Raw genomic sequence first — 14,232 nt, 5'->3', positions numbered from 1 at the left:
CCAGGGCCCCGGTCAGGACTGGGTGACCGGCAGGTCGAGCACCTCGTCCACCTCGCGGCGCGGGGTCGGCCAGCCCGGCTGGCCGTACCCGATGCGCATCACCATCTGCGGCGTGCCGAACCGCCCCAGCGACAGCCGCAGCTGCTCGCGCGCCGACGGCACCTCGATCGGCTGGGAGAGCATCGACACCGCCAGCCCCGAGTCCGTCGCGGCCAGCAGCACCCGCTGCAACGCCTGCCCGGCGACGACCTGGTCGACGGCCGTGTTGCCGGGCGAGCCGAGCACCGCGACCAGCGGCTCCGGTTCGAAGTCCCGCCCCGGGGCCCGGTCCAGGCCGCCGAAGCCCCGCGACGGCAGCAGGTCCTGCGCCTCGCCCTGTGGGCCGCCGGACCCGGCCGGGATCCCGTCCGGGGCGGGCGTGGAGCGTACCCACTCCTGGCGCTCAGCCCGGTATGCCGGGCTCCGCTCCAACACCCGGTGCGCGCTGTGGGCGATTTCGGCGAACGCGTTCACGGCGCTGACACCGACCAGCATCTCCAGCCAGCACTGCTCGGCGCGGGCCGCCTCGGCGAGGCGCCAGCGGGCGTCGGCGGGCACCGGGTCGGGCCAGAACGGCGCGCGGTTGCTGAACCGACGGGGGATGGCGGCGTGCAGGGCCTGCTCGGCGGGGGTGGGGCGGCGCGGCACGTCCGGGACCAGCCGGGCCACCACGTCCGGCTCGGCCGGATAGGGGCGCAGCCGGACCGTTGCCGGGGTGCCGGCCACGGCCAGGGCGAGCCGCAGGTTGAACAGCGCCGCCCCGCAGGCGATCCGGACCCCCCAGCCGTTCGGGTCGGTGGCCGGCAGCCGCCGGTCCGGGTCGACCCGCACCTCGATGCCGCCGTCACGCAGTCGGAACCGCCACGGCTGGGTGTTGTGCAGCGACGGCGCGCGTACGGCGTCGGTGGCGGCGGCCCGCAGCTGCTCGACGGTGAAGCCGGTGTCCATGGTCGTGCTCCTTCCGGGCAGGTCGTGCGCCGTCGGGCGGTACACACCCACGGTGCGTCACCGGACCGTGGGCCGGGCAGGGCCGGACGTCCCGTCCCACCGGGCCCGACCGGCCCGGTCACCGGTCAGGGACCTCTGGCCGCTGACGGGAGTGGGGCCGGCGGCGCGGGTGTGGCCTGTTCGGGACCTTCGACCCGTGCGGAAACGGGTGTGCAGGGGGTAGAAACGAGGGATGATCCGCGTGTTCCTGCTCGACGACCACGAAGTCGTCCGTCGTGGCCTGGCCGACCTGCTGCAGAGCAGCGGTGACATCGAGGTGGTCGGCGAGTCCGGCCTGGCCCAGGAGGCGGCCCGGCGCATCCCGGCCCTGCGGCCGGACGTGGCGATCCTCGACGCGCGGCTGCCCGACGGCAACGGCATCGACGTGTGCCGGGACGTCCGGGCCGTGGACTCCTCGATCAAGGGCCTGATCCTCACCTCGTACGAGGACGACGAGGCGCTCTTCGCGGCGATCATGGCCGGCGCGGCCGGCTACGTGCTCAAGCAGATCCGCGGCACCGACCTGGTCGACGCGGTGCGCCGGGTGGCGGCGGGGCAGTCGCTGCTCGACCCGGCGATCACCACCCGGGTGCTGGAGCGCATCCGCAGCGGCGTCGAGCAGCCGCGCGAGCTGAAGTCGCTCACCGAGCAGGAGCGGCGGATCCTGGAGTACGTGGCCGAGGGCCTCACCAACCGGGAGATCGCCGGGAAGATGTTCCTGGCCGAGAAGACGGTGAAGAACTACGTCTCCAGCGTGCTGGCCAAGCTCGGCCTGGAGCGCCGCACCCAGGCCGCCGTCCTGGCCACCCGCCTCCTCGGCAAGTCCCACTAACCCACCCCACCCCACCCCACCCCGCCTCACTCCTCACGCTGCCCGCCCCACCCCGCCCTCACGCGCGGACTCCTCCGCCACCCCTGCACGCGCGGCGCGCCGACTTCCTCGCCGATCTTGCACTTTGGGCCCCGGGATTGAGGCATATGCACCCTTTGCCCGGGCCAAAAGTGCAAGATCGCGGGGGCGGGGCGGGGGCGGGGCGTGGGCGGGGCGTGGGGTGGGGTGGGGTGGGGTTAGTCGCGGAGGGGGACGGACCAGTGCAGTTCGGTGCCGCGGGGTTCGGCGCGGCGTACCTCGAACTCGCCGCCGTGGCGCTCGGCGCGCTCGCGCAGGTTGACCAGCCCGCCCCGGGCGGCGGCCGGGTCGCAGCCCACCCCGTCGTCGGTGACGGTCAGGGTCACCCGGCCGGCGTCGACCCGCACCGCCACCGTCACGCGGTCGGCCTCGGCGTGCCGTACGGCGTTGGAGAGCGCCTCGCGTAGCACGGCGGTGAGGTCGGGGCGGACCGCGTCGGGGACGGCGCTGTCGATCGGTCCGGTCAGTTCCAGGCCGGGCCGGTAGCCGAGCGACTCGGTGGCCACCTCGATCGCCTCGCGGATCTCGGTGCGCAGCGCCGCGCTCATCGGGGTACGCAGCTCGAAGATGGTGCGGCGGATGTCCTTGATCGTGGCGTCGAGATCGTCGACCGCGGCGTTGATCCGCCGGGCGACCTCCGGTTTCGTCGTCATCGGGGCGGCGCTCTGCAACTGCAGGCCGGTGGCGAAGAGCCGTTGGATGACCACGTCGTGCAGGTCCCGGGCGATGCGTTCGCGGTCCTCCAGGACCACCAGCAGTTCCCGTTCCTCCTGCCCCCGGGCCCGCTCCATGGCCAGCGCGGCCTGCCCGGCGAAGCTGCCCAGCAGAGCCATGTCGTCGTCGCTGGCGGCGGGCAGCCGGTCGGGGCGGTGCGCGATCACCAGCACGCCGTGCAGGACGTCGGCGGTGGCCAGCGGGGAGATCACCGCCGGCCCGGTGCTCAGCAGCGCCGGCCAGGGCGCGGCGTGGGCGAGGTCCGCCACCTGGTCGTGCCGGCCCTCGGCGACGGCGGTGGCGAAGCTCGTCTCGGCTGCTGGCAGCGCGGTGCCGACCAGGTCGCCGGCCTGCTCGTCGGCCCCGTCCACCACCTCGACAGTGAACTCGTCGGCGTCGGGGTCGTAGAGCAGCACCAGCGCCACCTCCGCCTCGGCGACCTCGCGGGCGCGCCGCGCCACCAACGCCAGGGCGTCGGTGCGGCGCACCTCGCCCAGCAGCACGCCGGTGATCTCGGCGGTCGCCGCGAGCCAGCGTTCCCGGCGGTGGGCCAGCGCGTAGAGGCGGGCGTTCTCGATGGCCACGCCGGCCGCCGCGGCGAGCGCGACGACGATCTCCTCGTCGTCCTCGGTGAACTCCGCGCCGCCCTGCTTCTCGGCCAGGTAGAGGTTGCCGAACACCTGGTCGCGGATACGCACGGGCACACCGAGGAAGCTGTGCATCGGCGGGTGGTGCTCCGGGAACCCGTAGGACTTCGGGTGCTGGGTGATGTCGGGCATCCGCAGCGGGCGCGGGTCGTCGATGAGCAGGCCGAGCACGCCCCGCCCGTGGGGCAGGTCACCGATCCTGGCGTGCAGTTCCGCGTCGATGCCGTAGGTGATGAAGTCGTGCAGCAGGCGGTCGTGGCCGATCACGCCGAGTGCGCCGTAGCGGGCGCCGGCCAGCTCGCAGGCCGACTGCACGATCCGTTGCAGGGTGCTGCGCAGGTCCAGGTCGGTGCCGATGCCGACCACCGCGTCGAGCAGGGCCCGCAGCCGCTCCCGGCTGGTCACCACCTCGCCGACCCGGTCCAGCATCTCCTGGAGCAGCTCGTCGAGTCGTACCCGGGACAGCGGGCTGAGCCCCAGTGAGGGGGTCAGGTGGGATTCGGGGCGGGAGTTCGGTGTGCTGGCGGCCACCGGGCGATGGTATCCGCCCGGTGGCCGTGGCCCGAGGGGCGCTACGCGTCGGTGGAGCGCACCGCCGAGGTGTCGACCACCTGCGCGACGTCGCGGCGCGGGGTGTGCGGTGGGCCGGCGTGCGCCGGGTCCGCGAGCCCCAACCGGATCACGAGGTACGGGTAGCCGAGGCCGGCCAGCAGCCCGCGCAGCGTCTGCCGGGTGCCCGCGACCTCCACCACTCCGCTCAGCGGCACCACGGAGACCCCGAGCCGGGTCGCGGTCAGCCAGCCGGCCGAGAGCGCCTCGCCGGCCCGCAGCCAGATGTCCGGTTCGTCCTCGTTGCCGTAGAGCACCCCGTACACGGCGGCCCGGTCGTGCCCGGGGCCGACCGGCAGGGTGCCGGGGCGGCCGAAGTCACGGCCCGGCACGGTGGTCCGCGGCGACTCGGCGGGCAGCACCTCCGGCGGCAGGCCGGTGCCGGTGCCGCTCCGGCTGGTCCAGTATTCCAACTCCTCGCGCAGCTGCGAGTCCTCCGACTCGACCGACGCGGCATGGCTGGCGACGGCGGCCAACTCCAGGACGTTGTCGCGGTCGAGGAACTGGAGCTGGCAGCCCTCGGCGGCGACCGCCGCGGCGATCTCCGCGAGAGCGGCGGTCGGCACCGGTTCGTCGCTGACCGGGCGCCGGTCGGTGTGCCGCACCTGCATGCACTGCACCAGGCGCATGGCCTCCGGGTCGGCCCCCGTGCGGACCAGCCCGGTCAGCCGGGCCAGCAGGTCCTCCTCGTTCGGGTCGGGCATCCGCTGCACCTCGGCCGTCCAGCCCTCCGCGGTCAGCGCGACCCGCGCGTGGTGCAGCGCCGCCCCGCAGCTGTACGCCACCAGCCGGCCCTCCGGGTCCGTCGCCGTCAGCCGGGGATCGCGGACCACCCGCAGCTCCAGCGCGTCCGGCAGCACCCGCCACCGCCACGGTTGACTGTTGTGCACCGACGGGGCGTGCCCGGCCGTCGCGGCGGCCTCCGCGAGTGCGGTGGTCAGCGGACGGCCCGTCGCCGGCGTCTCGTGGCTCATCGTCACGACCTTTCCGTTTCTCCCCATCGTGCCCCAGCCCGGCGGGGCCCCGGGCGGGGTTGCCGCTCCATCCTGCGCCATCCCCCGTGCTGACGCACGGTACGCAGGTCCCGGCGCGGCCGGGCACTTCGCCCCGCCGGTTCGCCCGGATGCCCTCCGGGGACACGGTGGGCGCTGAGACGATCCGCAGGTGGGAACGCAGCCGCAGGAGTGCGTGCCGGAGCAGCCCGTAGGGCGGGACCGGTCGCGTCGGCTGCTGTGGGCGCCGCTGGCCGGGGTGACGGTGCTGGTGCTGGCCGGGGCGGCGTTGCGGCTCACCGGCCGTCGGGACGCGGCCGACCTGGTGTGGGCGTCCGCCACCGTGGCCGCCCTGGTTCCCGCCGCCTGGTCGGTGCTGCGGCAGCTGTGGCGCCGGCAGTTCGGGGTGGACGTGATCGCCGTGCTGGCCCTGGTCGGCGCGCTGGTCGTGCGGGAGTACCTGGCCGGGGCGGTGATCGCGGTGATGCTGGCCACCGGGCGGGCGTTGGAGGCGTACGCCCAGGGGCGGGCGACCCGCGATCTGCGCGAGCTGCTCGCCCGCGCGCCCCGCTCCGCCCGGCGGCGGGGGGCGGACGGCAACATCGAGGTGGTGCCGCTGGACCGGGTGGCGGCGGGGGACCGGCTGCTGGTCGGCCCGGGCGACGTGGTGCCGGTCGACGGGCAGGTCGACGAGCCGGTGACCCTCGACGAGTCGGTGGTGACCGGCGAGTCCCGGCTGGCGCGGCGCGCGGCCGGCGAGCAGGTCGCCAGCGGTGTGGTCAACGCCGGTGCCGGCTTCGGGATGCGCGCGACGCGCGACGCGGCGCGCAGCACGTACGCGGGGATCGTCCGGCTGGCCGAGGAGGCGACCGCCCACCGGGCGCCGATGGTCCGCCTCGCCGACCGGTACGCCGCCGCGTTCGTGCCGTTCACCCTGATCCTGGCGGGGCTGGGCTGGCTCTTCTCCGGCGAGTTCGTGCGGGCGGTGGCCGTGCTGGTGGTCGCCACCCCGTGCCCGCTGCTGCTGGCCACCCCGATCGCGATCGTGTCCGGGCTGTCCCGGACCGCCCGGCGCGGGGTGTTGGTCCGCGACGGCGGTTCGCTGGAGCTGCTCGGCCGCGCCCGTACCCTGCTGGTTGACAAGACCGGCACGCTGACCGCCGGCCGTCCCCGGGCCGCCGAGGTCGTGGCCGCCCCCGACGGTGACCGCGACGACGTGCTGCGCCTCGCCGCGTCGGTCGAGCAGCTCTCCCCGCATGTGCTGGCCCGAGCGCTGGTGGCGCAGGCGCGCGAGCGGGGCCTGCCGCTGGCCGAACCGGCGGGGGTGACCGAGGAACCGGGCCGGGGCGTACGCGGGACGGTCGACGGGCGGCAGGTGCGGGTCGGGCAGCTCGACGGAGACCTGCCCGACTGGGCGGCGCGCACCCGGTCCCGGGCCGAGCTGGCCGGCCACTCGGTCGTCTGGGTCAGCGACGAGCGGGGCCCGTTCGGCGCGATCCTGCTGGAGGACCCGGTACGCCCCGACGCCCGCCGCACCGTGCGCCGGCTGCGCGAGGCGGGGCTGCGGCGCATCGTGATGGTCACCGGGGACCGGCCCGACATCGCCACCCAGGTCGCCCGGGCGGTGGGCGTGGACGACGTGGTGGCCCGGTGCTCGCCGGGGGAGAAGGCGACCCGGGTACGCGAGGAGGCGCACCGGGCGGTCACCGTGATGGTCGGCGACGGGGTGAACGACGCCCCGGCACTGGCCGAGGCGCACGTCGGTGTGGCCATGGGGGCCACCGGGGCGACCGCCTCGGCCGACGTCGCCGACGCGGTGCTCACCGTCGACCGGCTGGACCGGCTCGCCGACGCCGTGGAGATCGCCCGGTACGCCCGCCGGATCGCGGTGCAGAGCGCCACCGTGGGGATGGGCCTCGCGGTACTGGCGATGTTCGCCGCCGCCGCCGGCCGGCTGCCCCCGGTCGCCGGGGCGTTCCTCCAGGAGGGCATCGACGTGCTGGTGATCCTCAACGCGCTGCGCGCCCTCGGGGGTGGGCTGCGCGGCCGTGAGGTGCCGCCGCGTACCCGTGAGCTGCTCGACCGGTACGCCGACGAACACGGCGGGATCCGTGACGTGCTCGCCGCGCTGCGGGACACCGCCGACCTGGTCGCCACCAGACCCGACGCGCCCGAGTGCCTGCCGGCGCTGCGCGAGACGCACCGCCGGCTGACCGGGGAGGTGCTGCCGCACGAGGAGGCCGAGGAACGTCAGCTCTACCCGGCGCTGGCCGACCCGCTGGGCAGCGCCGAGGCGACCTCGACGATGAGCCGTGCGCACGTGGAGATCCGGCGGCTGTCGGACCGGATCGGCGCGCACCTGGCGCAGGCCGGCGACGGTCCGTTACGCCGGGACCAGCTCACCGACCTGCTCGCCGCTCTCTACGGCCTGGCGGCGGTGCTGCGGCTGCACCTCACCCAGGAGGAGGAGGACTACTTCTCGCTCAGCCCGCCGGACCCGGCCGACGGCCGGTGAGCCGTGCCGACGGCGTCCGAGCGTGCCGACGGCCGGTAGGTGTGGGGAAGTGCCCCCCGCACATCAGAATGCGATAGCGGGGGGCACTTCCTGACACCTCACCGTTCCCGGACGACCGCCACCGGGCAGTGCGCGTGCTGGATGAGTTGCTGGCTGACCGAGCCGAGCAGCATTCCCTTCAGGCCGCCCCGGCCCCGGGTGCCGACCACCACCAGGCATGCGTTTCGGCTGGCGTCGACCAGCAGGGACGCGGCGCTGCCCTGCGCCACCTCGACGGTGACCGGCACGTCGGGGAACGTCGCGCCCCACCGGGCCAGCAGCTCGTCCAGCTCGGCCCGGTCGGCCGCCGTGGCCTCCCGCGCGTCGGGGCCGGACGGCGGGCGCTGGCCGGTGGGCGGGTGCCAGGCCCGCACCACGTGCAGGGGTACCCGCCGCGCCGCGGCCTGCTCGAACGCGAAGCCCAGCGCCAGCAGCGAACACTCGGACCCGTCCACGCCGACCGCCACGTGCCCGGTGCGCCCGCCTGCGGCAGCCTCGCCACGGACGACCACGACCGGACAGTGCGCGTGGGAGGTGACCGTGACCGCGGTCGAGCCGACGAGCAACCCGCCGAAGCCGCCATGCCCCCGGGTGCCCAGCACCAGCAGGTCGGCCTGCGCCGAGCGCTCCTGGAGCACCAGCGCGGGCGGCCCGTCGAACACCTCACCGGTGACGGTCAGCTCCGGGTGCGCGGCGCCCGCGTCGGCCGCGGCCTTGTGTACCAGCTCCTCGACCTGCCGGCGGGCCGTCTCGTCCGGCCAGATGCCGGGAGCTACGCCGGGGCCGATCCAGCCGCCCACGGTGAGCCACTCGAAGATGTACGCCAGCCGCACCGGCCGCCCGCTGCGGCCGGCCTCCTCCAGTGCCCAGTCCAGCGCGGCGGAGGCGTCGGCGGAGCCGTCGTAGCCGACCAGGATCTCGTTGCCGCTCATCGGGTCCACCTTTCGTTCGCGACTGCGGGGCTCGCAAGCTCACTCCTCGCGCTCACTGGGCGGCACCGCCTTTCAGTTCGGGGTCCGTCTCGCGGACCCAGCGCCACTCCGCGACCCGGGGGTCGTCCTCGCCGTGGCGGCGGGTGTGGTCACGGCAGGACTGGCGCGCGTCGACCATCTCCTGCCGCAGGTGGGCGGCCCGCGCGGCCAGTCCCGGCACCCGGTCGATCACGTCGATGACCAGGTGGAAGCGGTCCAGGTCGTTGAGCATCACCATGTCGAACGGCGTGGTGGTGGTGCCCTCCTCCTTGTAGCCGCGCACGTGCAGGTTGTCGTGGTTGGTCCGGCGGTAGGTGAGCCGGTGGATAAGCCACGGATATCCGTGGTACGCGAAGATGACCGGCTTGTCCTGCGTGAAGATCGTGTCGAACTCCTTGTCCGACAGCCCGTGCGGATGCTCCGTCGGCGGTTGCAGGCGCATCAGGTCGACCACATTGACCACCCGCACCCTCAGCTCCGGCAGGTGCCGGTGCAGCAGGTCCGCGGCGGCCAGCGTCTCCAGCGTCGGCACGTCGCCGGCACAGGCGAGCACGACGTCCGGCTCGCTGCCGGCGTCCGTGCTGGCCCAGTCCCAGATTCCGAGGCCGCGTCGGCAGTGCTGGACCGCCTCGTCCATCGACAGCCAGTTCGGTGCGGGCTGCTTGCCGGCCACCACCACGTTGATGTAGTGCCGGCTGCGCAGGCAGTGATCCATCGTGGAGAGCAGCGTGTTGGCGTCCGGCGGCAGGTAGACCCGTACGACCTCGGCCTTCTTGTTCATCACGTGGTCGATGAAGCCCGGGTCCTGGTGGGAGAAGCCGTTGTGGTCCTGCCGCCACACGTGGCTGGAGAGCAGGTAGTTCAACGACGGCAGCGGGGCCCGCCACGGGATGTCCCGGGTCACCTTCAGCCACTTGGCGTGCTGGTTGACCATCGAGTCGACGATGTGGATGAACGCCTCGTAGCTGGTGAAGATGCCGTGCCGGCCGGTCAGCAGGTAGCCCTCCAGCCAGCCCTGGCAGAGGTGCTCGGAGAGGACCTCCATCACCCGTCCGTCGGGGGAGAGGTTTTCGTCGCCAGGCACCGTGCCGGCCATCCAGGCCCGGTCGGTGACCTCGAACGCCGCGCCGAGCCGGTTCGAGGCGACCTCGTCCGGGCCGAAGAGGCGGAACGTCTGCGGGTTGGCGCTGATCACGTCGCGTACCCACGGGCCGAGGGCGCCCGTCGCGCCGGCCACGGTCTCGCCGGGCTGTTGCACGTCGACGGCGTAGTCGCGGAAGTCCGGCAGCGCCAGGTCCCGCAGCACCATCCCGCCGTTGGTGACCGGGTTGGCGCTCATCCGCCGCTCGCCCCTCGGCGGCAGCGCCGCCAACTCGGCGACCGGTGCGCCGGTGGCGTCGAAGAGTTCCTCCGGCCGGTAGCCGCGCAGCCAGCGTTCCAGCTCGGCCAGGTGCTCCGGGTTCTTGCGTACCTCGGACAGCGGCACCTGGTGCGCGCGGTAGGTGCCCTCGACCCGCTTGCCGTCGACGTCCCGCGGCCCGGTCCAGCCCTTCGGCGTACGCAGGACGATCATCGGCCAGCGGGGGCGTTCGACGGCGCCGCCCGAGCGGGCCCGCCGCTGGATGGCGGCGATCTCGTCCAACGCCCGGTCCAGTGTGCCGGCGAGGGCCTGGTGCACCGTCGCCGGGTCGTCGCCGGCGACCACGTACGGCTGGTAGCCGAAGCCGCGCATCATGGCGAGCAGATCGTCCTCGGGGATCCGGTCCAGCACCGTCGGATTGGCGATCTTGTAGCCGTTGAGGTGCAGGATGGGCAGCACCGCGCCGTCGCGGGCCGGGTTGAGGAAGACGTCGGAGAGCCAGCTCCCGGCCAGCGGGCCGGTCTCCGCCTCCCCGTCGCCGATGACGCAGGCCACCAGCAGGTCAGGATTGTCGAACGCCGCGCCGTAGGCGTGGCTGAGCGCGTACCCCAGCTCGCCGCCCTCGTGGATCGAACCCGGCACCTCCGCCGCCACGTGGCTGGGGATGCCGCCGGGGAAGGAGAACTGGCGGAACAGCCGGGCCATGCCGGCCTCGTCGCGGCCGATGTGGTGGTACACCTCGCTCCAGGTGCCCTCCAGCCAGGTGTTGGCGACGATCGCCGGGCCGCCGTGGCCAGGGCCGGTGACGAACATGGCGGACAGGTCACGGGCGACGATGACCCGGTTGAGATGGGCGTAGAGCAGGTTCAGGCCGGGACTGGTGCCCCAGTGCCCGAGCAGGCGCGGCTTGACGTGCTCGGCTGTCAGCGGCTCGCGGAGCAGCGGATTGTCCAGCAGGTAGATCTGCCCGACGGTCAGGTAGTTCGCCGCCCGCCAGTAGGCGTCAAGCCGGCGCAGCTCGTCTTCGGTCAGGGGGCTGTGCAGGTCGAGAGCGGTGTCCATCTGCATGAGCCTCTCGCGGATAGGGGAATCCTGCATCCTCGGAGCGCGGATTCGTCCGGGCCGGTCTCAGTTTCCCCGGTCGGCGCCGGTGTGGATCAGGGCCGTTGGTCCCCCGCGCCGTGGGCATTGCGCCCGTCCACCGGCACCCCCGTCCCCCGCGCACCACGATCAGCGGCGCGGGGGAGTGGTAGAGCAGCGCCTGGCTCACCGCGCCGAGCATGCCCCGCCACGGCTCGTCGCCCCGGGCGGCGACCAGCGCCAGCTGCGCCGAGCGGGACTGCTCCACCAGAACGGTGCCGGGATCGCCGTGCAACGTGTGACACTCCGTGGCCACCGACGGGAAGCGGCGCGAAGCCCTTGCCACCATCCCGACCAGCAGTTCGGGATCCTCGGCGCCATCCTCCGGCTCGACGACCCGGACCGCGAGCAGCCGTACTTCCCGCCGGGCCGCGCAGTCGAACGCGAACTCCAGCGCGGCCCGCGAGCTGTCGGAACCGTCCACGCCGACCAGCACCGGACCCTGTGGCGGCGGTTCCCGGCGGACCACCAGGACCGGGCAACCGGCCCGGGCGGCGAGCTGCACCGCCGGCGCCTCAGCCGGTACGCAGTCGTCGCAGGCCGCCATGCCGCCGTCCCCGACGGCGAGCAGGAACGCCGACTCCGACCGGCGGACCAGGGTGGCGACCGGGGCACCCTCGACAATCTCACCGCTGACCGGCAGCCCCGGCTCAACCTCGTTGGCGATCTCCGCGGCCCGGGCGATCAGCTCCTCGGCGTCGGCGCGCGGCCCCGCGATCGACGGGGCCTCCAGCGCGGCCGTCCAGTTGAACGCGTGCAGCAGGCACAGCGGACGACCGTGCGCGGCGGCCTCCTGCGCCGCCAGCCTGACCACCGGCAGGTTGCGCTCCGCGCCGAGCCCGACCAAAATCGCCGCGTCGCTGGCTGCGGCCATCCGAATCACCTCCGCAGGCGTCGCGCCGGGCCCTGCTGTCGAGGCTAGTCCCGCCGGTACCACGGTGGGGCGGGATCGCGCCGACGGTCATGCGCCGTCCCCGGCCTCACCCTGCCTTGAGATCTTGGTAAAAGATGCCCCCTTCAGGGGCCGTTTGGCACCAAGATCTCGGTTGCGTGCCGGCACGTCGTCTGGATGAAATGCACCAAAATATGATGTCTGTCGGGTTCGGTTCGTCGGTTGGGCTTCGATGAGCGACGGGTGTCCGGTTTCGGGGTGTGACCGGGGGCATCGTGGGGGCGGAATCGTGGCCGGCCCGGAGTCGTTACACCATGCGTACGACCGAGCAAGGCCACGCCGACAGGCGGTGTACGGGCCCCGGAATGGTGGCGGGCCGCCGGTCGTTACACATGGTCCCGGCCGACGTGCGGGCATCCCCCGCCAAGAGCCTGGCTTTCCGGCCCACCCGGGTCGGCCTGATCTTTCCTTCGGCGAGTGTGCCGGAGTTCCCCCAGTTTGTTGAGCGCCGGACGGTGCTTGCATCCGCGTGTACCCGGTCCCCCTCGGGTGTGCGGGTGCCAACCCCCGAATGGAGCATCCTCATGAACTCGATCATCCGTAACAGCGTTCTTGGTATCGCCGGTCTCGCGTTCGCTGGTGGTGTGGCTGCCGGCCCGCTGACCGACACCCACACCCCGACCGTGGACACCACGCCCGTCGCTGCCGTGGCGGTGCAGGCCGACAAGCCGGCCGTCGACACCGGCAAGCTGATCCCGCATGGTGTGCAGGGCGCGCAGTCCCGGATCGACCTGTCGGACGAGCAGGTCGCCAACACCAAGGCGATCATCGCGGCGACGAAGAAGGCCGGTATGGACGAGCGGGCCGCCGTGGTGTCGATCGCGACGGCGTTGCAGGAGTCGAAGTTGGAGAACCTGGGTCATCTGGGTGACCGTAACGACCACGACTCGCAGGGTCTGTTCCAGCAGCGCCCGTCGAGTGGTTGGGGCACGGTCGAGCAGATCACCGACCCGGAGTACTCGACGACGGCGTTCCTGAAGGGTCTGAAGCAGGTCGACGGCTGGCAGGACATGCCGCTGACCAAGGCCGCCCAGACCGTGCAGGTGTCGGCGTACCCCGACCACTACGCCCAGTGGGAGCAGCTGGCCGCCGACCTGGTCGCCAAGCACTGGAACAGCTGACCCACACAAGTGAGCAGACGCCGCTGGCCGGCACCCCTACCCGGGGTGCCGGCCAGCGGCGTCTGCCCGTCGGGCCGGGCTGCCCGCCCGGCCTCGCGGCAGATGAGTTCACCGAAGCTGGAGCAGCCCACGTTCGGCCATGTGGGCTCGCAGGGTCTCGGCGTCCTCGGCGGACATCAAGCGGCGTGGGATCACGGTTGCCGGCATCCGACCGACGTACACGATCCAGAACTCAGCGGTGTCCCTTACCTGGGTGACCCCGTCCCAGGCGATGCCGCCGGACTCCGAGCCGCTGCGCATCATGATGTTGTCGTCGGTGATGTCGTAGGCGCCCTCGACGGCGTAGCGACTGGAGCGGCGCCGGGCGCGCCACCGCACCCACGGCGAGTACAGCATCGACAGCAGGCCACCCACGACCATCGCCATGCACAACGACGAGATCTGGTCGCCCCACGCGAACCCCCGCGAGACGGCGAAACCGATCGCCCCGACCGCCGCCAGCACCGCGCCGACATAACTGAACTTGCGCAACCGAACACTGCTGAGCGCAGCGGCCACGCGCCCTGGGTAGGCGGGATCGGCTGGGATGTCAAAACGGATGTGCACGGCCAGAACGATAGTGCCCCCGCCCGCCCCCGGGCAGCGCCTGACCAGGTGTACTGCCGATCATGAGCTCCGTGGATCGTCCGGGCAGCGCCGGCACCCGACCGGATGCCATAGTGCCGTGATGAAGGCAGACCTGCACAGTTACTTGAAGGGCGGCCGTGACGCGCTGCTGTGGAAACTCGACGGGCTCAGCGAATACGATGTTCGGCGTCCGTTGACCCGGACCGCAACCAACTTGCTCGGTCTGGTGAAGCACTCGACGGCCATGGAGATCCTCTACTTCGGCGTCGTGTTCGGCCGACCCTTCGAGCAGGAGTTGCCGTACGTCGGCGACGCAGCGGAGACCAATGCCGACATGTGGGCGACCGCGGATGAGACCCGCGAGGAAATCGTCGGACTGTACCGTCGCGCGATCGCCCACGCCGACACCACCATTGAAACCCTTGCGCTGGATGAGGTCGGCCGCGTGCCGTGGTGGGGCGATGCAGCGGTCACGTTGCACCACGTTCTGGTCCACGTCATCGCGGAGACACAACGGCACGCCGGCCACGCTGACATCGTGCGCGAACTCATCGACGGCGCGGCCGGGCTGCTGCCCAGGAACGACAACCTGCCCCCGCCGACGAGTCA

General features: G+C 73.2%; 9 protein-coding genes and 2 pseudogenes. 4 read left to right on the top strand and 7 right to left on the bottom strand.

What is annotated here, in order from left to right:
• Positions 1 to 12 precede the first annotated feature (12 nt).
• On the bottom strand, positions 13 to 987 hold the full coding sequence (locus GA0070608_RS01140) for an Acg family FMN-binding oxidoreductase (RefSeq protein WP_091620067.1): 975 nt from the start codon (positions 985 to 987) through the stop codon (positions 13 to 15).
• A gap of 232 nt (positions 988 to 1,219) precedes the next feature.
• Here GA0070608_RS01140 and GA0070608_RS01135 point away from each other — a divergent pair, with 232 nt between their 5' ends.
• Positions 1,220 to 1,858, top strand: a complete 639-nt coding sequence (locus tag GA0070608_RS01135) for a response regulator (protein WP_091620063.1) — start codon at positions 1,220 to 1,222, stop codon at positions 1,856 to 1,858.
• Positions 1,859 to 2,094: 236 nt separating this feature from the next.
• On the opposite strand, the gene GA0070608_RS01130 is transcribed toward GA0070608_RS01135, so the two are convergent.
• Together GA0070608_RS01130 and GA0070608_RS01125 are read right to left on the bottom strand one after the other, a co-directional pair.
• Positions 2,095 to 3,726 (bottom strand): sensor histidine kinase, encoded by a 1,632-nt coding sequence (locus tag GA0070608_RS01130; RefSeq protein WP_245716055.1) that lies wholly within the window; start codon positions 3,724 to 3,726, stop codon positions 2,095 to 2,097.
• A gap of 143 nt (positions 3,727 to 3,869) precedes the next feature.
• A complete protein-coding gene (locus tag GA0070608_RS01125) occupies positions 3,870 to 4,880 on the bottom strand; it encodes an Acg family FMN-binding oxidoreductase (RefSeq protein ID WP_091634047.1) in 1,011 nt (336 codons plus the stop codon).
• Between the two features lie 190 nt (positions 4,881 to 5,070).
• Between GA0070608_RS01125 and GA0070608_RS01120 the strand changes: the two genes are divergently transcribed.
• Positions 5,071 to 7,413: a heavy metal translocating P-type ATPase gene (locus GA0070608_RS01120; protein WP_091620060.1), complete on the top strand. Its 2,343-nt coding sequence runs from the start codon at positions 5,071 to 5,073 to the stop codon at positions 7,411 to 7,413.
• A gap of 98 nt (positions 7,414 to 7,511) precedes the next feature.
• On the opposite strand, the gene GA0070608_RS01115 is transcribed toward GA0070608_RS01120, so the two are convergent.
• The 3 genes and pseudogenes from GA0070608_RS01115 to GA0070608_RS01105 all read right to left on the bottom strand — a co-directional run.
• Positions 7,512 to 8,384 carry a universal stress protein gene (locus GA0070608_RS01115; RefSeq protein WP_091620056.1) on the bottom strand — a complete coding sequence of 291 codons (873 nt, stop codon included), beginning with the start codon at positions 8,382 to 8,384 and terminating at the stop codon, positions 7,512 to 7,514.
• A gap of 52 nt (positions 8,385 to 8,436) precedes the next feature.
• Positions 8,437 to 10,845, bottom strand: a complete 2,409-nt coding sequence (locus GA0070608_RS01110) for a phosphoketolase family protein (protein ID WP_091620052.1) — start codon at positions 10,843 to 10,845, stop codon at positions 8,437 to 8,439.
• 154 nt (positions 10,846 to 10,999) lie between these two features.
• Positions 11,000 to 11,797: pseudogene (locus tag GA0070608_RS01105) on the bottom strand (universal stress protein); the annotation flags it as partial.
• 602 nt (positions 11,798 to 12,399) lie between these two features.
• Between GA0070608_RS01105 and GA0070608_RS01100 the strand changes: the two are divergent.
• Positions 12,400 to 12,996, top strand: a complete 597-nt coding sequence (locus tag GA0070608_RS01100) for a hypothetical protein (RefSeq protein ID WP_091620044.1) — start codon at positions 12,400 to 12,402, stop codon at positions 12,994 to 12,996.
• 108 nt (positions 12,997 to 13,104) lie between these two features.
• Here GA0070608_RS01100 and GA0070608_RS01095 read toward each other — a convergent pair whose 3' ends face one another.
• Complete coding sequence (locus tag GA0070608_RS01095) at positions 13,105 to 13,602, bottom strand: YcxB family protein (RefSeq protein WP_091620039.1); 498 nt, start codon at positions 13,600 to 13,602, stop codon at positions 13,105 to 13,107.
• Between GA0070608_RS01095 and GA0070608_RS01090 the strand changes: the two are divergent.
• A pseudogene (locus tag GA0070608_RS01090) lies at positions 13,583 to 14,122 on the top strand (DinB family protein); the annotation flags it as partial. The gene GA0070608_RS01095 and the pseudogene GA0070608_RS01090 overlap by 20 nt on opposite strands.
• Positions 14,123 to 14,232 lie beyond the last annotated feature (110 nt).

This window comes from Micromonospora peucetia (assembly GCF_900091625.1).
In the GTDB taxonomy this organism is placed as follows: Bacteria; Actinomycetota; Actinomycetes; order Mycobacteriales; family Micromonosporaceae; genus Micromonospora; species Micromonospora peucetia.
This window is presented reverse-complemented; position numbering and strand designations above follow the sequence as displayed.